Below are 22,401 nucleotides of genomic sequence, written 5' to 3' on the forward strand. Positions count from 1 at the left end.
GCTCACGTCGGCACCTGTCCGCTTTCGCCCTCAGGGAGAGTTCGTGACCAGCCCCGCCGAGCCCTCGCCCACCGATCCGACCCCGGCCAGCCAGGCGACCCGGCCGTTGCGGGAACTGACCGCCTTCGTGCTGCTGGGCGCGAACGCGATCTTCCTCTTCGTCGGGCTGATCCGGCTGCTCACCCCGCAGGGCACCTACAGCACGGTGACCGGGCGGGCCGGCGGCGCGTCCGCCGTCTTCATCGGGTTGGAGGCGATCGTCCTGCCGGTGCTGGCCGTGCTGCTCGCCACCCACCTGGCTCCGGTCGTGCCGAGGGCAAAACTGATCACTCAGGTGGCGCTCGGCCAGTACGCGTTCAGTGCGGTGCTCGGCGGGCTGACCCTGCTGGTCTGGTTGGTCGGTCGGCTGGCCGAGGGGCAGCTGTTCGAGGCCCTGACGGGCACGCTCACCCGGGCTGCCTGGCTGGCGTTGTTCGCGGTCGCCGCCTACCTGGTCTGGAGCGTGTGGCAGCGGCTCTACCACGTGCCTCGGCCCAAGCCGGAGCCCGGACTGTACGGCACCCCGCAGCAGCCGGGCTGGCCCTACCCGGGTGCACCGGCCCAGCCCGGCGGTTCCGGCCAGGCCGGTGGCGGCTGGGCGGCGCCCGGTCAGTCGGGCGGGTGGCCGGGCAGCGACCAGCCCGGCGCCTGGTCCGGTCAACCCGGCGGGTATTCCGGTGGCGGTCAGCCTGACGCCTACTCCGGTGGCGCTCAGTCCGGTGGTTACTTCGGTGGCGGTCAGCCCGAGGCCCACGCCGGTGGCGGCCAGTCTGAGGCCCACGCCGGTGGCGGCCAGTCCGGTGGCTACCCGGGTGGCGGTCAGCCGGGCTGGCCGGTGGCCGGTCAGCCGCCGTCGGCCGGCGAGCCGTCGTCGCCGCACACCTGGCCGCCGCACGGTCAGCCGGCGGTGTCCCCGCAGTCGCCCGCACCCGCTGCGCCGGCACCGTCCGCACCGGCACCTGCTGCGCCGGCACCCGCTGCGCCGGCACCGTCCGCGCCGGCCGCTGGGGCGCCGGCCGCGCCACCGTTCGGGCAGCCGGCTTCGGCCGACCCGACCCAGGTCATCGGCCGCCAGGATGCCGAACCGATCCAGCCGGTACCGCGCCCCGACGCCGACGCCGATCCGACCCAACGCGACGCCGATCCGACCCAGCGCATCGACCCGCGCTGACCGCCCGGCACCCCGGATCGGGCGGTCGGGCCCGGCCGACCGTGGGCCGGCACGGCAGCGCATAGGCTGGGCGAATGGTTGATCGGAGCGAGCCGACGCCGAACGAGGCGGGCGTACGGCGAGCGTTGCACCGGGCCGCCACCGGGCGGGCGATCGACGTCGCCGAGGCGTCGACGCTGCTCACCGCCCGGGGTGCGGCGCTGGAACAGCTGTTTGACATCGCTGGCGCGATCCGCGACGCCGGCCTGCGTGACGCCGGTCGGCCGGGCGTGGTGACGTACTCCAAGAAGGTCTTCATCCCGCTGACCCGGCTCTGTCGGGACCGATGCCACTACTGCACGTTCGCCACCGTGCCGCACCGGTTGCCGGCGGCCTTCCTCGACCGCGACGAGGTGCTCGCCATCGCCCGCGCCGGTGCGGCGCAGGGCTGCAAGGAAGCGCTGTTCACCCTCGGTGACCGGCCCGAGGAACGCTGGCCGGCGGCCCGGCGGTGGCTGGACGAGCGGGGCTACGAGTCCACCCTGGACTACCTGCGCGCCTGCGCGGTGGCGGTGCTGGAGGAGACCGGTCTGCTGCCGCACCTGAACCCGGGGGTGCTCTCCTGGTCGGAGCTGCACCGGCTCAAGCCGGTCGCGCCGAGCATGGGGATGATGCTGGAGACCACAGCGACCCGGCTCTGGTCCTCTCCGGGCGGCCCGCATTACGGCTCGCCGGACAAGGAACCGGCGGTGCGGTTGCGGGTGCTCGACGACGCCGGCCGGGTCGGTGTTCCGTTCACCACCGGCATCCTGATCGGCATCGGCGAGACCCACGCCGAACGGGTGGACGCGATCTTCGCGATCCGGCGGGCCATGCGGGAGTACGGCCACCTCCAGGAGGTGATCGTGCAGAACTTCCGCGCCAAGCCGGACACCGCGATGCGCGGGATGCCCGACGCGGAGCTGCACGATCTCGCCGCCACCGTGGCTGTGGCCCGGGTGCTGCTCGGCCCGAAGGCCCGCATCCAGGCGCCACCGAACTTGATCGCCGGCGAGTACGACCTGCTGCTGCGGGCCGGCATCGATGACTGGGGCGGGGTCTCGCCGGTGACGCCGGACCACGTCAATCCGGAGCGCCCGTGGCCGCAGCTCGACGAGTTGGCGGCGCGTACCGCCGCCGCCGGGTTCACCCTGCGCGAGCGGCTGACCATCTACCCGGAGTACGTCCGGGCCGGCGAGCCCTGGCTGGACCCGCGCCTGCTGCCGCACGTCGGCGCGCTGGCCGAGCCGGCGACCGGGCTGGCGGTGGAGTCGGCCCGGCCGGTCGGTCGGCCGTGGCAGGAGCCCGACGAGACGTACGGCGGACGGACCGACCTGCACGCCACAATCGACACCACCGGGCGTACCGAGGACCGGCGGGGCGATTTCGACCACGTCTACGGCGACTGGTCGGAGGTGGCGGCCAAGGTCGGCGTGCCACCGGCGCGGGCGGGCGCCGGTGACGACCCGGCGACGGACGGCGCGCAGCGGGCCGGGGCGGGCCGGCGGGCCACCGACGGAGCGGGGACGCTGACCTGCGCGCCGGTCTGCGGCTGGCCGCCGACGATCCGGCGGCGCTGCTCGAACCCCGGCACGCCGACGCCGCGCTGGCCCTCTTCGCTGCGGACGGTCCGGCGCTTGACGAACTGTGCCGCACGGCGGACGAGTTGCGCCGGGACGCCGTTGGCGACGACGTCACCTACGTGGTGAACCGCAATATCAACTTCAGCAACGTCTGCTACGTGGGGTGCCGGTTCTGTGCCTTCGCGCAGCGGGAACGTGACGCCGACGCGTACCGGCTGTCGGTGGAGCAGGTGGCCGACCGGGCCGAGGAGGCGTGGGCGGCCGGTGCCGGCGAGGTCTGCATCCAGGGCGGCATCGACCCGAAGCTGCCGGTGACCATCTACGCCGACCTGGTCCGGGCGATCAAGGCGCGGGTGCCGCAGATGCACGTGCACGCCTTCTCGCCGATGGAGATCGTCACCGCGGCGGCCAAGGCCGGGGTGTCGGTGCGGGACTGGCTGACCGGACTGCGCGACGCGGGGCTGGACACCATCCCGGGCACCGCGGCGGAGATCCTCGACGACGAGGTGCGGTGGGTGCTGACCAAGGGCAAGCTGCCGACCGCCGCCTGGGTCGAGACCGTCAGCACGGCCCACGAGCTGGGCATCCGGTCCAGCTCCACGATGATGTACGGCCACGTGGACCATCCGGGGCAGTGGCTGGCGCACTTCCGGGTGCTGGCCGGGGTGCAGGACCGCACCGGCGGGTTCACCGAGTTCGTGGCGTTGCCGTTCGTGCACACCAACGCCCCGATCTATCTCGCCGGCATCGCCCGGCCCGGCCCGACCTGGCGGGAGAACCGGGTGGTGCACGCGATGGCCCGGGTGCTGCTGCACGGTCGGATCGACAACATCCAGTGCTCCTGGGTCAAGCTTGGCGACGCGGGCACCGTCGAGATGCTCCGCAGCGGCTGCAACGATCTGGGCGGCACGCTGATGGAGGAGACGATCTCGCGGATGGCCGGTTCGGGCAACGGGTCGGCGCGTACCGAGGAGCAGCTTCGGTCGATCGCGGCGGCGGCGGGCCGGCCGGTGCGTAGGCGTACCACCGCGTACGGTCACATCTGCGCGTAGCGTCGAACCTTCGCCCGGCGGCAGCCGTACCTGTCGATGCCGGCGGCGGTAGCGGCGAGGACCGCCGCCGGTGCCCCTCGCGGGGGCCGGCGCGGCAGGCGTCGCGACCCCCGTCCGCCATCGCGGGCGCGTGCGCGCCGCCGCTGGAAAGGTTGCCCATGAGAACTGAGTCCCGTAAGCGGCGCTGGCCGAAGCTGACCCGCCGACAGACGTTGACGGCTGCGGCCAGCGCCACCCTCGGTGCCGCCGCTCTCGCGGTGCCGGGTCTCTCGGCGGCCGGCGACGGCGACAAGGGCGCGGCCGGTCCGGACGAGACGATCATCGTGCATCTGCGCGACGCCCGAAACGGCACGATGGACGTGTTCGTCGGCGAGTCCCGCCTCGAGGTGCGGGACAAGGGCCTGGCGGACCGGCTGCGCAAGGCCGCCGCGCGGCGCTGATCCCGCTTCGGTCCGGCTCTTCTCGGCCGTCTTTCTTCGGCCCGGCGCGGGCTCTCGGCGCCCGGCCGGCCATCCGATTCACCATTCTGCCCAGTGAGGTGGGTTCGCCATGTCTTCACACCGCGAGGCACCGGAGATCGCCAAGGATCCGGTCGCCGATTCGTCGGACCTGTACGCTTTCGTCACCCCGAACAAGCCGGACACGGTGACGCTGATCGCCAACTACGTGCCGTTGCAGCTTCCCTCCGGCGGCCCGAACTTTTTCGAGTTCGGCGACGACGTGCGATACGAGATCCACATCGACAACAACGGGGACGGCGAACCGGAGGTCACCTACCGCTTCGAGTTCACCACCGAGATCACCAATCCGAACAGCTTTCTCTACAACACCGGCCCGATCGAGTCGCTGGAGAGCGAGAACTGGAACCGGCGGCAGTTCTACAGCCTGACCCGGATCGCCGACGGCCGCAAGCAACTGCTGGCCCGCAAGCTGCCCTGCCCGCCGAGCAACGTCGGCCCGCTCTCCATCCCCCGGTACGAGGACCTGGTCCGCCAGGCGACCTTCGCGCTCTCCACCGGGGAGAAGGTCTTCGCCGGGCAGCGCGCGGATGGCTTCTACGTGGATCTCGGCGCGATCTTCGACCTCGGTACGCTGCGGCCGTTCCAGCAGTTGCACGTGGCCGGCAAGAAACTGTTCCGGGAGGCCGGCGAGCCGGTCAACGCCCTCGACCGGATGAACGTGCACAGCCTGGCCATCCAGGTGCCGCTGGACAAGTTGCGGCGGCGGGCCGACCGCTACCACTGGCAGGAGCCGGCCTCGGTGATCGGGGTATGGACCTCGGCGTCGCGCCGGCAGGTCAAGGTGCTCGGTGACCGGTCCGCAGGCGACACCGATGCCGGGCCCTTCACCCAGGTGTCCCGGTTGGGCAATCCGCTGTTCAATGAGGTGATCGTGCCGATGGCACAGAAGGACCTCTGGAACACCCTGCCGCCGTCGGAGGACAAGCGGTTCGCGAAGTTCGTCGAGCAGCCGGAACTGGCCGCCCTGCTGCCGGTGCTCTACCCGGGCGTCTTCGACAACCTCGCCAAGTTGAACAAGTCGAAGAAGGCTCGCGCCGACCTGGTCGCCATCCTGCTCACCGGCATCCCGGAAGGACTGATCAACGGCTTCAGCAACGCCACCGGCGACGTCCAGGCCGACATGCTGCGGCTCAACACGGCCATCCCGCCGGCCCGCCGTCCGAACCGGCTGGGGGTGCTCGGTGGCGATCTGGCCGGCTGGCCGAACGGCCGTCGGGTCACCGACGACGTGGTGACCATCGCGCTGCGGGCGGTGGCCGGGTTGACCGTGCCGCTTGTCGACAAGAAGTTCACCCCGGACGATGCGGCGGCGGCGGTGACCCCGGGGCTGACCGAGGCGGACGTGACCGCGCCCTTCCTGCGGAACTTCCCGTTCCTCGGTACGCCGTACGACGGGTTCAACAATCCGCCGGTATCGGCCTGAACCAGGGAGGGAACATGAGCGGACACTCACACGTGTACGGGCCGACGGGTAGCGGGGCGGTGCTGCTCAACCTGGGCGGCGACACCGGTGCCTTGATCATCCATACCGGACGACAACTGCTCGGCCGGGAGATCGAGGTGAGCCGGGCCGATCAGGAGGACCAGTCGCGTACGCATGCTGCGGTGCGGGAACGGCAGGTCCGGGACGGCACCTTCCACAGCGCGGTCTATCCGGATCTTCCCGCTGGCCGCTATACCGTCTGGTGGGACGATGACACGCCCGCCGGAACGGTCACCGTCGCGGGTGGATTCGTCGCTGAGTTCGTCTGGCCTACCAGCACATCTCCGACTTCCGACTGACCCGCGAGGCACTCTGACGACCGCGTCCCGTCCACAATGTGGGCGGGACGCGGTCGTTGTTCACCCGCTCGACGGGCAGGACGGGCGGAGGCGCGTTAACCTTGCCCCTCAAGATCAACGAATCTTGAGGGGTGGCCTTCCCGGGGTTCCTGCCGGGCTCGATCGTCCGGCCGGGGCGTGGTGCGCCACGGGAGAAAACTCCGGCAACTCGCCGGGGAGGGCGTTACTCGGCCGGGGTCTGAATCGATAGGGCAAGGCGAGGACGGGGGTGGTCCGGACTGCCGTCCGGGCGCGTGTCGGGAGGGCGACTCCAATATCAAGTTTGGCTTGACGGCGCACGCATTACACGCGTGTAATTTGAATGGGGTTGTTCGCGCGGAACGCAGCAAAACGGGTCCGGACGGACAAACACGCCTTTCGCGTGGGGGGTTGCAGCGGCGATGACGCCGGTGCGCGACAAGGAGGCAATTGATGGACGGCCAGCTCGAGGCGGCCGACCTGCTCGGGAACGCGCCGGAGTGGCAGGAGCGGGCGTTGTGCTCGCAGACCGACCCGGAGGCGTTCTTCCCCGAGAAGGGCGGCTCTACCCGAGAAGCGAAGCGAATCTGTACGCGGTGTGAGGTCAAGGCGGAATGTCTCGAGTACGCTCTCGGCCACGATGAGCGGTTCGGCATCTGGGGTGGGCTCTCCGAGCGGGAACGGCGCAAGCTGAAGCGGCGGGCGGCCTGACTCGTCGGGCCGGGGCGGTTGGGGGACCGCCCTGCCCGGCCGAGCGGAGCTAGGGTTCCGCAGTGGAGCTCCGGTTCCCCGGCAGTGGAGTTCCGGTTCCCCGGCAGTGGAGTTCGGGTTTCTTCGGTGGAGCTAGAAGTCCCCGCAGTGGAGTTCGGGTTTCTGCGGTGGAGCTAGAGTCTCCGCAGTGGAGCTCGGTTTCTGTGGTGGGTTGCCCGTCGGCTCGTGCTCAGGCCAGCTCGTCCGGGTCGACGCCGAGCAGATTCGCCACCTGCTCGATGATCACGTCGTGCACCAGGTCGGCGAGATCCTCCCGATCCATCGCCCGGAACTCCAGGGGCCGTCGGTAGAGCACGATCCGGGGCGGCAACTCCTGGCGGCCGGGTCGGCCCGGGAGCAACCGGGCCAACGGCACCTCGCCGTCCTCCAGCACGTCGGAGTCGTAGACGTTCAGCTCGGGCGGCACATCCTCGACGGCGAACTCCACCCCGGCCAACTCCTTGGCGAACCGGCGTTCGAGCGTCTCGACGGTGTCCAGCACCAGGTCGTCGAAGATCTCCGCCTTGGTCCGCGCCAGCGGCACGGTGGCCGGCACCAGCCGCCCGCGCAGGCCCCGACCGTGCCGGTCGCGGTGGGCCCGCCGGCTGGCGCCGGGGCGGCGGTTCTCCGGGCTCGTCATGGGCAAAGGGTAGCTTCCGGAGATGACCGGACCGTATCAGCGCCGCCACCGTGGCGAGCCGCGTCGGTACGGGAGAAATGTGATCACCCAGATGGGCGTGTCGCAACGCGAAGCGGTGCGCCGGACCCGGTAATGGAGATACCCTGCGCCCGTGAGGTCACCACGGCGCTGCTCCCGTAATGGCTGCCCCCGGCAAGCGGTCGCCACGCTGACCTATGTCTACAACGAGTCAACGGCCGTGGTGGGTCCGCTGGCCGCCTTCGCCGAGCCACACACGTACGACCTCTGTGAGCCGCACGCCCGCAGCCTCACCGCACCCCGGGGCTGGGAAGTGGTCCGGCACGAGGGCGAGTTCGAGCCGCCGCCGCCCACCACCGACGACCTGGTCGCGCTGGCCGAGGCCGTGCGTGAGGCGGCCCGCCCGGCCCCCCGCCCACCCCAGGACGACCAGAACCACACCCCGAACACCCCCACCACTACCTCGTCCCGCCGCGGCCACCTCCGCGTAATCCCCCCACCCCACTGATCCCCGGCCCCCCTTTTCGTGGTTGATCATGAGGTTGGCGGCACTTTGAAGATCAACTACTGCCGCCAACCTCATGATCAACGGGGCAAGGATGGGGTGGGTGGGGGTGGGGCCAGGGTGGGTGGGGTGGGGTGGGTGGGGTTAGTGGTTTAGGAGGCGGGAGAGGGTGGCGGCGCGGCGGGAGGGGCGGTTGGTGCGGGACTCGGCCTCGTCGGCGGAGTGCATGATCCTCAGGCCGGCGTTGACCGCCAGCCAGCGCAGGGGTTCCGGCTCCCAGTTGGGAGAGCGGTGGTTGACCCAGGGTAGCCGGGTCAACTCGGTCTGCTCGCCCCGGATCAGGTCGGCAAGCGTGCGCCCGGCCAGGTTGCTGGTGCCCACGCCGTCGCCGACGTAACCGCCGGCCCAGGCCAGCCCGTCAGCCCGGTGGAACCCGACCGAGGCGGCCCAGTCCCGGGCGACCCCCAGCGGCCCGCCCCAGGTGTGGGTCACCGGCACTTCCGGGCCGAGCACCGGGAAGAGTTCGCCGAGGGTACGGCGCAACGCGGCGAAGACCCGTGGCTCCCGGTCGTAGCCCGGCAGGGTCCGCGAGCCGAAGTGGTACGGCGCACCCCGCCCGCCGAAGGCGAGCCGGCCGTCGGCGGTCCGCTGGCCGTAGATGATCATGTGTCGGTGGTCGGAGAACGTTTCCCGCTCGGCGAGGCCGATCTGCGCCCAGGTGGACGCCGGCAGCGGCGCGGTGGCGACCATCAGCGAGTAGACCGGCGCGATGGCCCGCCGCTGCCCCCGCAGCCCAGGGGTGTATCCCTCGGTCGCCCGCACCACCACCGGGGCGCAGATGGTCCCGTGCGGGGTGACCGCCGCACCCGGGCGGATCTCGGTCACCGGGGTCCGCTCGTGGATGGTCACCCCCCGGCGCTCGACCGCTCGGGCCAGGCCGCGTACCAGCCGGGCCGGGTGCACCGCCGCGCAGTGCGGCGTGTAGGTGGCGGCGCGTACCCCCTCGGCGGCGCACCGGCTCGCGGCCTCGTCCCGGCCGAGCAGGGTGAGGTCGGCCGGGCCGAAGCCGAACTCGCGGGCCTCCGCCACGGCCGCCTCGGCCCGCGCCACCTGCGGGGCGCTGCGGGCCAGCACCACCGTGCCGCCGTACGACAAGTGGCAGTCGATGCCCTCGGCGGCGACCACCCGGCCGACCTCGCGCACGGTGTCGTGCATCGCGCGCTGCATGGCGATCGCGGCGTCGCGGCCGTGCCGGCGGGCCAGCCCGGTCAGCGACGTCGGCAGCAGCGCCGAGCACCAGCCACCGTTGCGACCGGACGCGCCGAAGCCGGCCACCTGGCGCTCCAGGACGGTGATGCGCAGCGCCGGGTCGGCCTGCGACAGGTAGTACGCCGTCCAGAGGCCGGTGTAGCCGGCGCCGACGATCACCACGTCCGCTACGTCGTCGCCGGGCAGCGCCGGGCGCGGGGTCAACGGCTCGTCCACACTGGACAGCCAGTACGACAGGTCCTGGTAGCGCATGGCTGCTCCTAGAGGCGGGACCAGGCCTCGGTGAGTACACCGCGCAGGATCTGTTCGATCTCGTCGAACTGCTGCTGCCCGGCGATCAGTGGCGGGGCGAGCTGCACCACCGGGTCGCCCCGGTCGTCGGCCCGGCAGTAGAGCCCGGCGGAGAAGAGCGCGCTGGAGAGGAAGCCCCGCAGCAGCCGCTCGGACTCGGCCTCGTCGAAGGTCTCCCGGGTCGACTTGTCCTTGACCAGCTCAATGCCGTAGAAGTAGCCGTCGCCGCGGACGTCGCCGACGATCGGCAGGTCGGTCAGCTTCTCCAGGGTGGCGCGGAACGCGGCCTCGTTGGCCCGTACGTGCCCGACGAGATCCTCGCGGGCGAAGACCTCCAGGTTGGCCAGGGCCACCGCGCAGGAGACCGGGTGTCCACCGAAGGTCACCCCGTGGGCGAACATGCCGGTCTCGGTCAGGAACGGCTCCATCAGCCGGTCACTGGCGATCATGGCGCCGAGCGGCGCGTAGCCGGAGGTGATGCCCTTGGCGGTGGTGATGATGTCGGGCTGGTAGCCGTAGCGGACCGCGCCGAAGTACTCGCCGAGCCGGCCCCACGAGCAGATCACCTCGTCGCTGACCAGCAGCACGTCGTACGTGTCGCAGATCTCGCGGACCCGCTCGAAGTAGCCGGGCGGCGGCGGGAAACAGCCGCCCGAGTTCTGCACCGGCTCCAGGAAGACCGCCGCGACCGTGTCCGGCCCCTCCCGCTCGATGGCGCGGCCGATCTCCTCGGCGGCCCACCGGCCGAACGCCACCGGATCGTCGCCGTGCTCCGGGGCCCGGTAGAAGTTCGTGTTAGGCACCTTGATGCCGCCGGGTACCAGCGGCTCGAAGTCGGTCTTGATGCCGGGCAGCCCGGTGATCGACAGGGCACCCATCGAGGTGCCGTGGTAGGCGATGTACCGGCTCACCACCTTGTGCTTGGTCGGCTTGCCGGTCCGCTTGAAGTACGCCCGGGCCAGCTTCCAGGCCGCCTCGACGGCCTCCGACCCGCCGGTGGTGAAGAAGACCCGGTTGAGGTCGCCGGGAGTCAGCGCGGAGATCCGTTCGGCCAGCTCGACGGCGGTCGGGTGGGCGTACGACCAGAGCGGGAAGTAGGCCAGCTCGCCGGCCTGCTTGGCCGCCGCCTCGGCCAGCTCGGTGCGACCGTGGCCGGCGTTGACGACGAAGAGCCCAGCGAGCCCGTCCAGGTAACGGCGGCCCTGCGCGTCCCAGACGTAGGCACCCTCGCCGCGGACGATGGTCGGCACCTCGCTTGCGGAGTAGCTCGCCATCCGGGTGAAGTGCATCCAGAGGTGGTCGGTGGCGTTGGCCATGTCAGCCCCATCGGTCTCGGGCCGGTCAGGGGTCACCGGCCGCTCTGCCCACGGTTATCCCACAGCCTCGCGCCCAAAGGCAAGTGCAATCGGTTGACCAGGCGGCCTGTAGCAACGAATTCAGCGAGACGGAGTGACATGAGCAACGGAATCCGCATCTCCGCTTCGCCACACCCCGGCCCTGGCGACAGCGGTCGGGACCCGTGCCGTGCCCCGACCGGACCGAGGTCGGAACCGGTGATCGCCCCGGGTGGGTGCGGGGTGCGGGTTGGCAGGGGGTTGGGTGTGGCGGGAGGTGGTCGGCGGGACTCTTCTGGGGCGTTTGGGGGACGTTTCGGGGATGCGTGAGATGCGCCGAAACAGTCCTGCGGAACACGCCGGGAGCGGGCGGACAGTCTCACTCAGGGTGGCTAGCGTGCAGCGCAACGTGACGCTCGGGCGGAGGTCGGGAGATGAACGAGGCGCTGAGGCTGGCGATGGCGAACAAGGGCGAGACCGCTGAGTCGTTGGCCGGGAAGGTCGGCGTCGACCCGAAGACGGCGGGTCGGTGGGTCGCCGACGGGCGTACTCCGCATCCTCGGACCAGGGTCGCCGTCGCCACCGTGCTCGGGCGTCAGGCCGAGGAACTCTGGCCCGGGCCGTTTCGCCGTCGCGATCTGCCCTGGTTCCGGGAGTGGGCGGAACTGGAGCAGAAGGCCAGCTCACTGCGGTCATATGAGCCGCTGTTGGTGCCGGGGCTGCTCCAGACCGAGGCGTACGCCCGGGGGGTGCTGGCCACCGGCGGCCTGTTGCCGCCGACGGAGGTCGAGGAGATCGTCGCCGGGCGGTTGGCGCGGCAGCGGGTCCTGGAGCGGGAGAATCCGCTCCAACTGGTCGCGGTGATCGACGAGGTGGTGCTGCGCCGGCAGGTGGGCCGCGATCGGGCGGTGATGGCGGAGCAGCTTGCCCACCTGGCCGAGGCGGGCGAGCGGGAACACGTGCAGGTGCGGGTGATTCCGGCGGCGAACCCGTGGCACACCGGCCTGGCCGGGCCATTCGTGCTGGCCCGGACGCCGGATGGCGGCGAGGCGGCCTATCTGGACAATCAGCTGCGCGGTCAGGTGGTGACCGAGCGTGCCGACCTTGCTAGCCTGGGCGCTAGATGGGAGAGCGTCACCGGTGAGGCGCTGCCCCGTCGCCAGTCCATCGAGCTGATCAGGGAAGTGGCGACGACATGGAGATGACCGGCGCCCGCTGGCGCACCGCCACCCGCAGCAGCAACAACGGCGGCAACTGTGTCGAGGTGGCGGACAACCTGCCCGGCCGGATCCTGGTACGCGACAGCAAGGACCGGGCCGGCGGCCTGTTGACCTTCACCCCCGACGCCTGGCGCACCTTCGTCGCGGGCACCCCACGCCAAGCCGGCCGCTGACTGTCGCGGTTCGCCGTACCGGGCTGGCTGATCGACTCCGTTTCGCCGTAACGGCGGTATCAGGGCGGCGTCGACCCCGCCATTACGCCGTAACGGAGTTGATCAAGCAGGGTGGGTCAGGCGGTGCCCCAGCTGTAGGTCTGCTTGCGCAGCTTCAGGTAGACGAACGCCTCGGTGGAGACCACGCCGGAGACCGCGCGCAGCCGTTGCAGGATGTCCAGCAGGTGCGCGTCGTTGCGGCAGACCACCTCGGCGAGCAGGTCGAAGGAGCCGGCCGTGATCACCACGTAGTCGACCTCGTCGAGCTCGGCGATGCGGTCGGCCACGCTCTCCAGGTCGCCGTCGGTACGTAGGCCGATCATCGCCTGGCGGGGGAAACCGAGTTGCAGCGGGTCGGTGACCGCGACGATCTGCATCACGCCGGCATCGAGCAGGCGCTGCACCCGCTGGCGTACCGCTGCCTCGGAGAGTCCCACGGCCTTGCCGATGGTGGCGTACGGCCGGCGTCCGTCTTCCTGCAACTGCTCGATGATCTGCTTGGCCACGTCATCGAGCAGGACGTGGCTCGCGCCCTCGCGCACGCTGACCCGGCGTCCGCCGTTGCCGTTGTCGTGCTGCCGGTTCGTCATCGACCGCTCCCCATGTCCGTCATCCGGCTGAGCCTAAGCCATCGGCTGTCCCGGCGAAATTCGTCGTAGATGGCTATCCCGGCAACGGAATCCCTTGTAAGAGAACTTCCCTCATGTCAGGATCAGTCGTCCATCGCCATTGACCCTCCACCGGCGTGCGCACCCCCCGTCCCGCCGCCGATGATCCCCTAGGAGTCGTCACATGCGTAGTGCCCTCCGGCCCGTCACCCGGCGTCGTCTGCTCACTGGCACCATCGGCTCGGCCGCGCTGCTCGCCACGGGTGGCACCCTCGCCGGCTGCGGCACCCCCGCCGCACAGCAGACCGAGGCCGGCTGCGTCAGCGAGGACATCTCCAGTACGGAGAAGAAGCTCGCCTTCTCCAACTGGCCGCAGTACATGGATGTCGACGAGAAAGACGAGTCGAAGCGCCCCTCCCTGGACAGTTTCGTCAGCTCCAGCGGCATCCAGGTGACCTACACCGAGGACGTCAACGACAACAACGAGTTCTTCGGCAAGGTGCAGAACCAACTCGCCGCCTGTCAGAGCACCGGGCGGGACATCATGGTGCTCACCGACTGGATGGCGGCCCGGATGATCCGGCTGGGCTGGATCCAGAAGCTGGACAAGGCGAACCTGCCGAACGTCGAGGCCAATCTGCTGCCGTCGCTGCGCAACCGCCCCTTCGACGTGGACAACCACCTCGCCGTGCCGTGGCAGTCCGGTCTGGCCGGGCTCGCCTACAACGGCCGGGTCACCGGGGAGATCCGTACCATCGACGAGTTGCTTACCCGCCCCGACCTCAAGGGCAAGGTGACCGCGTTGACCGAGATGCGGGACACCATCGGGCTGCTGCTGATGTCGAACGGGCACAACCCGGCCGACTTCACCGGCAACCAGTTCGACGACGCGCTGAACAAGCTGCGCAAGGCGGTCGACTCCGGGCAGATCCGCCGGTTCACCGGCAACGACTACGCACCCGACCTGGCCAAGGGCGACATCGCGGCCTGCATCGGCTGGTCCGGTGACATCATCCAGCTCGGCTTCGACGACGATCGGATCAAGTTCGTGGTGCCCGACTCCGGCGTGATGCTCTGGTCGGACAACATGCTGGTGCCGAACCGGGCGACCCACAAGGCAAACGCCGAAGCGCTTATCAACCACTACTACGACCCGGCCATCGCCGCCCAGCTCGCCGCGTACGTTAACTACATTTGCCCGGTGCAGGGTGCGCAGGAGGAGATGGAGAAGATCGACCCGGAGCTGGCCGCCAACCCGCTGATCTTCCCGGACGACGCCATCCTCTCCAAGGCCCGGGTCTTCATGGCCCTGGACGAGCAGCAGGAGCGGGAGTACGAGACCAAGTTCCAGCAGGTAATCGGAGCGTGACGATGGCGCGGGACACCCCGGCCGGCGATCTGCGGCTGGCCAACCTCACCAAGACGTTCGGCCCGTTCACCGCCGTCGACGACCTGAGCCTGACCGTGCCACAGGGCTCGTTCTTCGCCCTGCTCGGTGCCTCCGGCTGCGGCAAGACCACCACCCTGCGGATGGTCGCCGGCCTGGAAGAGCCGACCAGCGGGCAGGTGCTGCTCGGCGACCGGGACATCGCCCGGCTGCGCCCGTACAAGCGGCCGGTCAACACCGTCTTCCAGAGCTACGCGCTCTTTCCCCACCTGGACATCTTCGAGAACGTCGCGTTCGGGCTACGCCGACGCGGCATCCGCTCGGTCGACGAGCAGGTCCGGCAGATGCTGTCGCTTGTGCAACTCACCGGCTACGAGCGGCGCCGCCCCGCGCAGCTCTCCGGCGGCCAGCAGCAGCGGGTCGCGCTGGCCCGAGCCCTGATCAACCACCCGCAGGTGCTGCTGCTCGACGAGCCGCTCGGCGCGCTGGATCTCAAACTGCGCCGCCAGATGCAGATCGAGCTGAAGCGGATCCAGACCGAGGTCGGCATCACCTTCGTGCACGTCACGCACGACCAGGAGGAGGCCATGACGATGGCCGACACGGTCGCGGTGATGAACGCCGGGCGGATCGAGCAACTCGGCGCACCGGCCGAGATCTACGAGTTCCCGGCCACCGCGTTCGTCGCCAACTTCCTCGGTCAGTCCAACCTGATCGCCGGTGAGGTTTCCGGCAGCAACGGCGACGACCTCCTGATCACCGCGCACGGCGCCCGGTTCTCGGTGCCGTCGGCCCGGGCCCGCGCCGACCAGGGCCCGGTCCACCTGGGCATCCGTCCGGAGAAGCTGCACCTGGCCAGCGCCGCCGTGCAGGTGCCCGCCGGCAGCCAACACCTGGACGGCACGATCACCGACGCCTCGTACGTCGGGGTGAGCACCCAGTATCTGCTGCGTACCGGGTGGGGGACCGAGCTGAGCGTCTTCGTCGCCAACAGCGGCGCGCAGCAGCGCTTCGCCGTCGGCGAGCGGGCCGTGGCGTACTGGGATCCCCGGCACGCCTTCCTGCTCGGCCGCCGCGCCGACGAGGACGACCGGACCACGCCCGTCCTGGACGAGCCGGTGGGCGCCTCCTCATGAGCGCGTTCGTTGCCCACGTACCCACCGGTTCCGGGCAGCCGGCGTCGCCGCCGCCGGCTGCCCGCTCGGGGCGACAGCGGTTCCTGCCGTACCTGCTCCTGCTGCCCGGCGCGGCCTGGCTCTTGCTCTTCTTCGCCGTGCCGCTGCTGCAACTCGCCTCGGCCAGCCTCTACGACCCGAACGGCACGCTCTCCACCGGGTACGCGATGACCTGGGCCTTCGGGAACTATCCGACGGCATTGCAGGCGTACTGGCCGCAGTTCGGCAGGTCATTCCTGTACGCCGGCATCGCGCTGGTGCTGGCGCTGCTGATGGGCTACCCGCTGGCGTACGCGATCGCGTGCAAGGCCGGCCGATGGAAGAACCTGCTGCTGGTCTGCGTGGTGGCGCCGATGTTCACCAGCTTCCTGGTGCGCACCCTGGCCTGGAAGACCATCCTGTCGGACAACGGCTGGCTGGTCGGGCTGCTGCGCGACGTGCACCTGCTCGGTCCGGACGGCCGGCTGCTGGCCACCCCGGTCGCGGTGGTGCTCGGCCTGACGTACAACTTCCTGCCGTTTTTGGTGCTGCCGCTCTACGCGAGCCTGGAGCGGCTCGACCACCGGCTGCTGGAGGCGGCCAGTGACCTGTACGCGAGCGCGTGGCACACGTTCCGCCGGGTCACCCTGCCGCTGTCCATGCCCGGCCTGATCGCCGGCACCCTGCTCTTCTTCATCCCGGCGACCGGCGACTACATCAACGCCGAACTGCTCGGCACGCCGAACGAATACATGATCGGCAACGTCATCGACTCGGCGTTCCTGGTCCGGCTGGACTACCCGCAGGGCGCGGCACTGTCGTTCCTGCTGATGTCGACGATCCTCGCGGTGGTCTTCGTCTACCTGCGCCGCGCCGGCACGAAGGAAATCCTGTGAGCGCGAGGAGTGCAGCGCAGCGGAGCCCCGCAGTCGCGAACGAAAGGCGGCACCGATGAGGGTCTCGCGCTGGTTTGCCCAGCACTGGGTGATGGGGGTGGCCCTGCTGGTGCTCGGCTACCTGTTCCTGCCGGTCGCCGTGGTCGCCGCGTTGTCGTTCAACCGGCCTTCCAACCGGCTGTCGTACGACTTCAACGAGTTCACCCTGGACAACTGGCGCAACCCGTGCGCCACCTCCGACATGTGCGACGCGGTGGTGCGCAGCGTGCAGATCGGGTTCATCGCCACCGTGGCCGCCACCGTGCTCGGCACCCTGATGGCGTTCGCGCTGGCCCGGCACCGGTTCCGCGGCCGGTCCGGGCTCAACGTGCTGATCTTCCTGCCGATGGCGACGCCGGAACTGGTGCTGGGCACCTCGCTGCTCGCCCTCTTCGTCGCCGGTGCGGTGCCGCTGGGCTTCTGGACCATCGTCATCGCACACGTGATGTTCTGCCTCTCCTTCGTGGTGGTGACGGTGAAGGCGCGGCTGGCCGGAATGGACCGGCGGCTGGAGGAGGCCGCGATGGACCTGTACGCCAGCGAGTGGCAGACCTTCCGGCGGATCACCCTGCCGCTGGTGCTGCCCGGCATCGTGGCCGCCGCCCTGCTGGCTTTCTCGCTCAGCTTCGACGACTTCATCATCACGAACTTCAACTCCGGCACCACCGTCACGTTCCCGATGTACGTCTGGGGCGCTGCCCAGCGGGGCATCCCGCCGCAGGTGAACGTGATCGGCACGGCCATGTTCCTGATCGCGCTGCTGCTGGTGCTGGCCAGCACGCTACGCGGCCGGCGGGCCCGGCGGGCGGCGCTCGCCGCACCGGTGGTCACCGGGCAGGCGGGTGGCCGGTCATGACCGGCTCCCGTACCGGCTCCGGGCGCCCGCACGGGGCGGTGCCGCGAGCCGGACGGGACGCCCTCGCCGACGCGGCGCCCGTGCCGTACTGGCTCGACCGTCCGGAGCGCCCCGATGCGCTGCCGCCGCTGGTCGGTAGCACCAGCACCGACCTGCTCGTCGTCGGCGGGGGCTACTCCGGGCTCTGGGCCGCGCTGCTCGCCAAGCAGCAGAACCCCGGGCGGGACGTGCTGCTGGTCGAGGCGGGCACCTGCGGCTGGGCGGCCTCCGGGCGCAACGGCGGGTTCTGTGCCGCCTCGCTCACCCACGGGCTGGCCCACGGGTCCGCGCGCTTTCCCGGGGAGATCGCCGAGTTGGAGCGGCTCGGCCGGGAGAACCTGGACGCGATCGCGGCGACCGTCGAGGCGTACGGCATCGACTGCGACTTCGAGCGCACCGGCGAACTGTCGGTGGCCGTCGAGCCGTACCAGCTCGCCGGCCTGGCCGAGGACGCGGAACTGGCCCGCCGGTACGGCCACGACGTGACCCTGCTCGACGCCGACGAGGTGCGCGCCGAGGTGGACTCGCCGACCTACCTCGGTGGGCTCTGGGACCGGGACCGGGTGGCGATGCTCGACCCGGCGCGGCTGGCCTGGGGGCTGCGCCGCGCCGCCCTGGAGTCGGGCGTCCGGATCCACGAGCACACCCGGGTCACCGGCCTGGCCCGCGACGGCGCGGCGCTGCGCGCCCGGACCGTCGGTGCCGGGGACGTGCCGGGCGTGGTGCGCGCCGGCCGGGTGGTGCTCGCGACGAACGCGTTCCCGCCGCTGCTGCGCCGGCTGCGGTCCTGGATCGTGCCGGTGTACGACTACGCCCTGATGACCGAGCCGCTGACGCCCGCCCAGCGGGACGCGATCGGCTGGCGTAACCGGCAAGGGCTGGCGGACACCGCCAACCAGTTCCACTACTACCGGATCACCGCCGACGGGCGGATCCTGTTCGGCGGGTACGACGCGGTCTACCACTACGGCAACCGGGTGGCGCCCGAACTGGCCCAACGACAGGCCACCTTCGCCGCCCTCGCCAGCCACTTCTTCACCACGTTTCCGCAGCTCCACGGGGTGCGGTTCAGTCACCGCTGGGGCGGGATCATCGACACCTGCACCCGGTTCTGCGCGTTTTTCGGCACCGCGTACGACGGGCGGCTGGCGTACGCGGCCGGCTACACCGGGCTCGGTGTCGGGGCGACCCGGTTCGGCGCCCGGGTGATGCTCGACCTGCTCGACGGCGCGGACACCCCGCTGACCCGGCTCGATCTGGTGCGGAGCAAGCCGCTGCCGTTCCCGCCCGAGCCGGCCCGCGCGGTCGGGATCGGGCTCACCCGCTCGTCCCTGGCGCGTGCCGACGCCCGGCAGGGACGGCGCAACCTCTGGCTGCGTACGCTCGATCGTCTTGGCGTGGGGTTCGACTCGTGATGCGTGTCCTGCTCGTCGGTGCCGGTGGCGTCGGGTCCGCCGCCGTCGCCATCGCGGCCCGGCGTACCTTCTTCGAGTCCATTGTGATCGCCGACTACGACGTCGACCGTGCGGCGCGGGCGGTCGCCGGCCGGGACGGACGCTTCGTGGCCGCCCAGGTCGACGCCTCCTCGGCGGCGGCGGTCGCCGCCCTGTGCCGGGAACACCGGATCACCCACGTGCTCAACGCGGTCGACCCACGGTTCGTCATGCCGATCTTCGATGGCGCGTACGCGGCCGGCGCGGACTACCTGGACATGGCGATGTCGCTCTCCCGGCCGCACCCGACCCGGCCCTACCGGGAGACCGGCGTCAAGCTCGGCGACGAGCAGTTCGCGGCGGCCGACCGGTGGGCCGCCGCTGGCCGACTGGCGCTCTGCGGCATCGGCGTCGAGCCCGGCCTCTCCGACGTCTTCGCCCGGTACGCCGCCGACGAACTGTTCCGGGAGATCGACGAGATCGGCGTACGCGACGGGGCGAACCTGACCGTGGACGGCTACGACTTCGCCCCGTCGTTCTCGATCTGGACCACGATCGAGGAGTGTCTGAACCCGCCGGTGATCTGGGAGGCCGGGCGGGGCTGGTTCACCACCGAGCCGTTCAGCGAGCCGGAGGTGTTCCACTTTCCGGCGGGAATCGGGCCGGTCGAGTGCGTAAACGTCGAGCACGAGGAGGTGCTGCTGATCCCGCGCTGGATACCGGCCAAACGGGTCACCTTCAAGTACGGCCTCGGCGACGAGTTCATCGAGGTGCTCAGGACGCTGCACAAACTCGGCCTGGACTCGACCGTGCCGGTGACGGTCAAGGGCGTCCAGGTGTCTCCGCGCGACGTGGTGGCCGCCTGCCTGCCCGACCCGGCCACCCTCGGCGACCGGATGCGCGGCAAGACCTGCGCCGGCACGCTCGTGACCGGGGTGGGCACCGACGGCCGACCGCGATCGGTCTACCTCTACCACGTGGTCGACAACGAGTGGTCGATGCGCGAGTACGGCCACCAGGCGGTGGTCTGGCAGACCGCGGTGAACCCGGTCGTCGCCCTGGAACTGCTCGCCAGTGGCGCATGGTCGGGCACCGGCGTGCTCGGCCCGGAGGCCCTGCCCCCGAGGCCCTTCCTCGACCTGCTCACCGACTACGGCTCCCCCTGGGCAATGGAGGACCGTCAGGTTTAGCTCGGGCTATAGTTCGTCCATGGTTCTGGTCGTGGACTTGCCAGTGAGTACGAGCGGAGGGGGGAGCGGTGACCGAGTTCCACGATTGGGATGAGGTGCGTGCAGAGCTTGGAAGTGACGAGGCAGCCTACGAAGAGGAGCGGGCGCGCACCGAGGCGTGGGTGAGCGCCTATCACCTCGCGGAGGAACGCAAGCGCCTCGGGCTCACGCAGCGGGAGGTAGCCGAGCTGATGGGGGTCACCCCGGGACGGATCAGTCAAATCGAGAACGGCGACCTCGATGTGAACGAGGTTGCGACCTTGAGTCGCTACGCCAATGCCCTCGGGGCCAGGCTCCGGATCATCTTCGACTACGGGAACGACCTTCGTCAGATCGCCTAGAAACAGTGGGCTCTGCGGAGCCCGAGGTTGAGGTGTGGCGAACAAAAGGCCAGAAAAGGGAGTTATCCCCCATTCGTTCGGTCGCGTTGTCCGGTGCACTTGCCCGTGTTTGTCCCTGGGGCGGGGACGTGGAGGATTGCGGCGGCGGGCGCTTACGGAATCCTTAACCCCTGCCTGCGAACGTATGCCGGACGACGACGGACCACGGGGAGCGGACACGTGCGGGTACTGGTGGCGGACGACGAGCGGTTGCTTGCGGACACGGTCGCCGAGGGGTTGCGCCGCCTCTCCATGGCCGTCGACGTCTGCTACGACGGCGACGGCGCGCTGGAACGGATCGGGGTGAACCGCTACGACGTGGCGGTGCTCGACCGGGACATGCCCGGGCACACCGGCGACGAGGTGTGCCGCAGCCTCACCGACTCCGGCACCGGCACCCGGGTGCTGCTGCTCACCGCCGCCGCCGGCATCCGGGACCGGGTGGAGGGCCTCGGGCTGGGCGCCGACGACTACCTGACCAAGCCCTTCGCCTTCGCCGAACTGGTCGCCCGGGTGCAGGCGCTGGGCCGGCGTTCCGCCCCGGCGCTGCCGCCGGTGCTGGCGCAGCACGGCGTCACGCTGGACGTGGCCCGGCACACCGTCGGGCGGGACGGGCGGTCGGTCCACCTGAGCCCGAAGGAATTCGCCGTGCTGCACGTGCTGATGCGCGCCGAAGGCCGGGTGGTCAGCGCGGAGGAACTGCTCGAACAGGCGTGGGACGAGTTCGCCGACCCGTTCACCAACGTGGTCCGGGTGACCGTGATGACGCTTCGCAAGAAGCTCGGGCAGCCGCAGCTCATCCACACCGTGCCCCGGGCCGGCTACCGGATCGGCGCTGCCCAGTGACGCCGCGCCGACGCATCGTGCTTGTCGGTACGCTCGCCCTGCTGGCCGGCTACGTCCTGCCGACGTTGACCATCTGGGTTCTCGGCCGGCTCTGGATGTGGGGTCAGGGTCTCTGTGGGCTGTCCGCCGTCGACCCGATCTGCCGGCGAGCGGCCGAACTCGCCGGTGTTGGCCTCGCCTTCGCCCCGCTCGCCGCGCTCGGGATCGCCGTGGCCGGCATCTGGGCCGCCGCACTCTGGTGCCTACGTCCGGTCCGGGATCTCGCCGGACCGGTCGCGCACGTCGGACCGCAGAACCTCGGCTACCGGATCCGGCCGCGCGGCGACGACGAACTGGCCCAACTGGCCCGGTCGATCGACCAGATGATGGAGCGGATCGCCGCCGGCTACGAGGGACAGCGGCGGTTCGCCGCAAACGCCTCGCATGAACTGCGTACGCCACTGGCGGTGCAACGCACGCTGATCGAGGTCGGCATGGCCCAGTCGCTAGACAGTGCCCAGCTCGACCTGCTCACCAGCCAGCTGCTGGCGACGAACGAGCGCAACGAGCGGTTGATCGAGGGGCTGCTCGCGCTCAGCGAGAGCGACCAGGGACTGCGGTCGCGCCTGCCGCACCGGCTCGACGAGATCGTCGGCACCGTGCTCGCCGCCCACCAGGATCGGGCCACGGCGGCCGGGGTGACCATCGAGAGCCACCTGGCTCCCCGAATGGTGATGGGCGAGCGGGTGCTGCTGGAGCGCCTGGTGACCAACCTGGTGGAGAACGCGATCAAGTACAACCGGGCCGGTGGCACCCTCACCGTCACGGTCGGCCACAACCCGGCGCTGACCGTGGTCAACACCGGCCAGCCGGTGCCGGCCGAGGCGGTGGCCGGGCTCTTCGAACCGTTCCGCCGGCTGACCCGGGACCGGACCAACCAGAGCGGCGGAGCCGGCCTCGGCCTGGCCATCGCGCGCTCGATCACCCAGGCGCACGACGGGCTGATCGCCGCCCGACCCGCCGAGTACGGCGGGCTGCGAGTGGACGTCCAGCTACCCGCCGCACCCTGACCCCGGCCACAACCCACGACTGATCAGCCCGAAACGGGGCCGCGAACGCGGCGACCCGGCCC

21 protein-coding genes and 1 pseudogene are annotated in these 22,401 nt (G+C 70.7%); 18 read left to right on the plus strand and 4 right to left on the minus strand.

Annotation, left to right across the window (positions count from 1 at the left end):
• Positions 1-43 precede the first annotated feature (43 nt).
• The 6 genes and pseudogenes from QQG74_RS04935 to QQG74_RS04960 all read left to right on the plus strand — a co-directional run bounded on the left by QQG74_RS04935 (position 44) and on the right by QQG74_RS04960 (position 6,895).
• Positions 44-1,210, plus strand: coding sequence for a hypothetical protein (locus QQG74_RS04935; RefSeq protein WP_341719101.1), 1,167 nt, complete (start codon positions 44-46; stop codon positions 1,208-1,210).
• Between the two features lie 74 nt (positions 1,211-1,284).
• Positions 1,285-3,863, plus strand: a pseudogene (locus QQG74_RS04940) (bifunctional FO biosynthesis protein CofGH).
• A 158-nt stretch (positions 3,864-4,021) separates the two neighbouring features.
• Positions 4,022-4,303 (plus strand): hypothetical protein, encoded by a 282-nt coding sequence (locus QQG74_RS04945; protein ID WP_341719102.1) that lies wholly within the window; start codon positions 4,022-4,024, stop codon positions 4,301-4,303.
• Between the two features lie 109 nt (positions 4,304-4,412).
• The gene (locus QQG74_RS04950; protein ID WP_341719103.1) at positions 4,413-5,807 is read left to right on the plus strand and encodes a DUF4331 domain-containing protein; all 1,395 of its coding nucleotides are present in this window, start codon (positions 4,413-4,415) and stop codon (positions 5,805-5,807) included.
• A 14-nt stretch (positions 5,808-5,821) separates the two neighbouring features.
• Complete coding sequence (locus QQG74_RS04955; protein WP_341719104.1) at positions 5,822-6,166, plus strand: phospholipase; 345 nt, start codon at positions 5,822-5,824, stop codon at positions 6,164-6,166.
• Positions 6,167-6,637: 471 nt separating this feature from the next.
• The gene (locus tag QQG74_RS04960; protein WP_111245606.1) at positions 6,638-6,895 is read left to right on the plus strand and encodes a WhiB family transcriptional regulator; all 258 of its coding nucleotides are present in this window, start codon (positions 6,638-6,640) and stop codon (positions 6,893-6,895) included.
• 229 nt (positions 6,896-7,124) lie between these two features.
• Here QQG74_RS04960 and QQG74_RS04965 read toward each other — a convergent pair whose 3' ends face one another.
• Complete coding sequence (locus QQG74_RS04965) at positions 7,125-7,574, minus strand: metallopeptidase family protein (RefSeq protein WP_341719105.1); 450 nt, start codon at positions 7,572-7,574, stop codon at positions 7,125-7,127.
• A 151-nt stretch (positions 7,575-7,725) separates the two neighbouring features.
• Here QQG74_RS04965 and QQG74_RS04970 point away from each other — a divergent pair, with 151 nt between their 5' ends.
• The gene (locus tag QQG74_RS04970; protein WP_341719106.1) at positions 7,726-8,100 is read left to right on the plus strand and encodes a DUF3499 domain-containing protein; all 375 of its coding nucleotides are present in this window, start codon (positions 7,726-7,728) and stop codon (positions 8,098-8,100) included.
• 141 nt (positions 8,101-8,241) lie between these two features.
• Here QQG74_RS04970 and QQG74_RS04975 read toward each other — a convergent pair whose 3' ends face one another.
• Together QQG74_RS04975 and QQG74_RS04980 are read right to left on the minus strand one after the other, a co-directional pair.
• Positions 8,242-9,618: an FAD-dependent oxidoreductase gene (locus tag QQG74_RS04975; RefSeq protein ID WP_341719107.1), complete on the minus strand. Its 1,377-nt coding sequence runs from the start codon at positions 9,616-9,618 to the stop codon at positions 8,242-8,244.
• Between the two features lie 8 nt (positions 9,619-9,626).
• Positions 9,627-10,973: an aspartate aminotransferase family protein gene (locus QQG74_RS04980; protein ID WP_341719108.1), complete on the minus strand. Its 1,347-nt coding sequence runs from the start codon at positions 10,971-10,973 to the stop codon at positions 9,627-9,629.
• Between the two features lie 452 nt (positions 10,974-11,425).
• On the opposite strand from QQG74_RS04980, the gene QQG74_RS04985 reads away from it, so the two are divergent.
• Positions 11,426-12,196, plus strand: coding sequence for a helix-turn-helix transcriptional regulator (locus QQG74_RS04985; RefSeq protein WP_341719109.1), 771 nt, complete (start codon positions 11,426-11,428; stop codon positions 12,194-12,196).
• Positions 12,187-12,384 carry a DUF397 domain-containing protein gene (locus tag QQG74_RS04990; protein ID WP_341719110.1) on the plus strand — a complete coding sequence of 66 codons (198 nt, stop codon included), beginning with the start codon at positions 12,187-12,189 and terminating at the stop codon, positions 12,382-12,384. The genes QQG74_RS04985 and QQG74_RS04990 overlap by 10 nt, the downstream gene beginning before the upstream one ends.
• Before the next feature lie 116 nt (positions 12,385-12,500).
• On the opposite strand, the gene QQG74_RS04995 is transcribed toward QQG74_RS04990, so the two are convergent.
• The gene (locus tag QQG74_RS04995) at positions 12,501-13,013 is read right to left on the minus strand and encodes an Lrp/AsnC family transcriptional regulator (RefSeq protein WP_341719111.1); all 513 of its coding nucleotides are present in this window, start codon (positions 13,011-13,013) and stop codon (positions 12,501-12,503) included.
• 202 nt (positions 13,014-13,215) lie between these two features.
• Between QQG74_RS04995 and QQG74_RS05000 the strand changes: the two genes are divergently transcribed.
• The 9 genes from QQG74_RS05000 to QQG74_RS05040 all read left to right on the plus strand — a co-directional run bounded on the left by QQG74_RS05000 (position 13,216) and on the right by QQG74_RS05040 (position 22,339).
• On the plus strand, positions 13,216-14,400 hold the full coding sequence (locus QQG74_RS05000) for a spermidine/putrescine ABC transporter substrate-binding protein (protein ID WP_341719112.1): 1,185 nt from the start codon (positions 13,216-13,218) through the stop codon (positions 14,398-14,400).
• A gap of 2 nt (positions 14,401-14,402) precedes the next feature.
• Positions 14,403-15,554, plus strand: a complete 1,152-nt coding sequence (locus QQG74_RS05005; protein WP_341719113.1) for an ABC transporter ATP-binding protein — start codon at positions 14,403-14,405, stop codon at positions 15,552-15,554.
• Complete coding sequence (locus QQG74_RS05010) at positions 15,551-16,468, plus strand: ABC transporter permease (RefSeq protein WP_341719114.1); 918 nt, start codon at positions 15,551-15,553, stop codon at positions 16,466-16,468. The genes QQG74_RS05005 and QQG74_RS05010 overlap by 4 nt, the downstream gene beginning before the upstream one ends.
• Before the next feature lie 55 nt (positions 16,469-16,523).
• Positions 16,524-17,363 (plus strand): ABC transporter permease, encoded by an 840-nt coding sequence (locus QQG74_RS05015; RefSeq protein WP_341719115.1) that lies wholly within the window; start codon positions 16,524-16,526, stop codon positions 17,361-17,363.
• A complete protein-coding gene (locus QQG74_RS05020) occupies positions 17,360-18,817 on the plus strand; it encodes an FAD-dependent oxidoreductase (RefSeq protein WP_341719116.1) in 1,458 nt (485 codons plus the stop codon). Before QQG74_RS05015 ends, QQG74_RS05020 begins: the two co-directional genes overlap by 4 nt.
• Entirely contained in the window at positions 18,817-20,025 is a 1,209-nt protein-coding gene (locus QQG74_RS05025; protein ID WP_341721142.1) for a saccharopine dehydrogenase C-terminal domain-containing protein, read from the plus strand. The genes QQG74_RS05020 and QQG74_RS05025 overlap by 1 nt, the downstream gene beginning before the upstream one ends.
• 68 nt (positions 20,026-20,093) lie before the next feature.
• Positions 20,094-20,405, plus strand: a complete 312-nt coding sequence (locus tag QQG74_RS05030; RefSeq protein ID WP_341719117.1) for a helix-turn-helix domain-containing protein — start codon at positions 20,094-20,096, stop codon at positions 20,403-20,405.
• A 219-nt stretch (positions 20,406-20,624) separates the two neighbouring features.
• Positions 20,625-21,290, plus strand: a complete 666-nt coding sequence (locus QQG74_RS05035) for a response regulator transcription factor (protein ID WP_341719118.1) — start codon at positions 20,625-20,627, stop codon at positions 21,288-21,290.
• The gene (locus QQG74_RS05040; protein WP_341719119.1) at positions 21,287-22,339 is read left to right on the plus strand and encodes a HAMP domain-containing sensor histidine kinase; all 1,053 of its coding nucleotides are present in this window, start codon (positions 21,287-21,289) and stop codon (positions 22,337-22,339) included. The genes QQG74_RS05035 and QQG74_RS05040 overlap by 4 nt, the downstream gene beginning before the upstream one ends.
• Positions 22,340-22,401: the final 62 nt, after the last annotated feature.

Origin of the sequence: Micromonospora sp. FIMYZ51 (genome assembly GCF_038246755.1) — a bacterium.
Lineage (GTDB): Bacteria > Actinomycetota > Actinomycetes > Mycobacteriales > Micromonosporaceae > Micromonospora.

Excerpts from the sequence above, each read along its gene's own strand:
- QQG74_RS04945 (WP_341719102.1), top strand. The coding sequence starts at position 4,022 with ATGAGAACTGAGTCCCGTAAGCGGCGCTGGCCGAAGCTGACCCGCCGA.
- QQG74_RS04950 (WP_341719103.1), top strand. The coding sequence starts at position 4,413 with ATGTCTTCACACCGCGAGGCACCGGAGATCGCCAAGGATCCGGTCGCC.
- QQG74_RS04955 (WP_341719104.1), top strand. The coding sequence starts at position 5,822 with ATGAGCGGACACTCACACGTGTACGGGCCGACGGGTAGCGGGGCGGTG.
- QQG74_RS04960 (WP_111245606.1), top strand. The coding sequence starts at position 6,638 with ATGGACGGCCAGCTCGAGGCGGCCGACCTGCTCGGGAACGCGCCGGAG.
- QQG74_RS04965 (WP_341719105.1), bottom strand. The coding sequence starts at position 7,574 with ATGACGAGCCCGGAGAACCGCCGCCCCGGCGCCAGCCGGCGGGCCCAC.
- QQG74_RS04975 (WP_341719107.1), bottom strand. The coding sequence starts at position 9,618 with ATGCGCTACCAGGACCTGTCGTACTGGCTGTCCAGTGTGGACGAGCCG.
- QQG74_RS04980 (WP_341719108.1), bottom strand. The coding sequence starts at position 10,973 with ATGGCCAACGCCACCGACCACCTCTGGATGCACTTCACCCGGATGGCG.
- QQG74_RS04985 (WP_341719109.1), top strand. The coding sequence starts at position 11,426 with ATGAACGAGGCGCTGAGGCTGGCGATGGCGAACAAGGGCGAGACCGCT.
- QQG74_RS04990 (WP_341719110.1), top strand. The coding sequence starts at position 12,187 with ATGGAGATGACCGGCGCCCGCTGGCGCACCGCCACCCGCAGCAGCAAC.
- QQG74_RS04995 (WP_341719111.1), bottom strand. The coding sequence starts at position 13,013 with ATGACGAACCGGCAGCACGACAACGGCAACGGCGGACGCCGGGTCAGC.
- QQG74_RS05000 (WP_341719112.1), top strand. The coding sequence starts at position 13,216 with ATGCGTAGTGCCCTCCGGCCCGTCACCCGGCGTCGTCTGCTCACTGGC.
- QQG74_RS05005 (WP_341719113.1), top strand. The coding sequence starts at position 14,403 with ATGGCGCGGGACACCCCGGCCGGCGATCTGCGGCTGGCCAACCTCACC.
- QQG74_RS05010 (WP_341719114.1), top strand. The coding sequence starts at position 15,551 with ATGAGCGCGTTCGTTGCCCACGTACCCACCGGTTCCGGGCAGCCGGCG.
- QQG74_RS05015 (WP_341719115.1), top strand. The coding sequence starts at position 16,524 with ATGAGGGTCTCGCGCTGGTTTGCCCAGCACTGGGTGATGGGGGTGGCC.
- QQG74_RS05020 (WP_341719116.1), top strand. The coding sequence starts at position 17,360 with ATGACCGGCTCCCGTACCGGCTCCGGGCGCCCGCACGGGGCGGTGCCG.
- QQG74_RS05025 (WP_341721142.1), top strand. The coding sequence starts at position 18,817 with ATGCGTGTCCTGCTCGTCGGTGCCGGTGGCGTCGGGTCCGCCGCCGTC.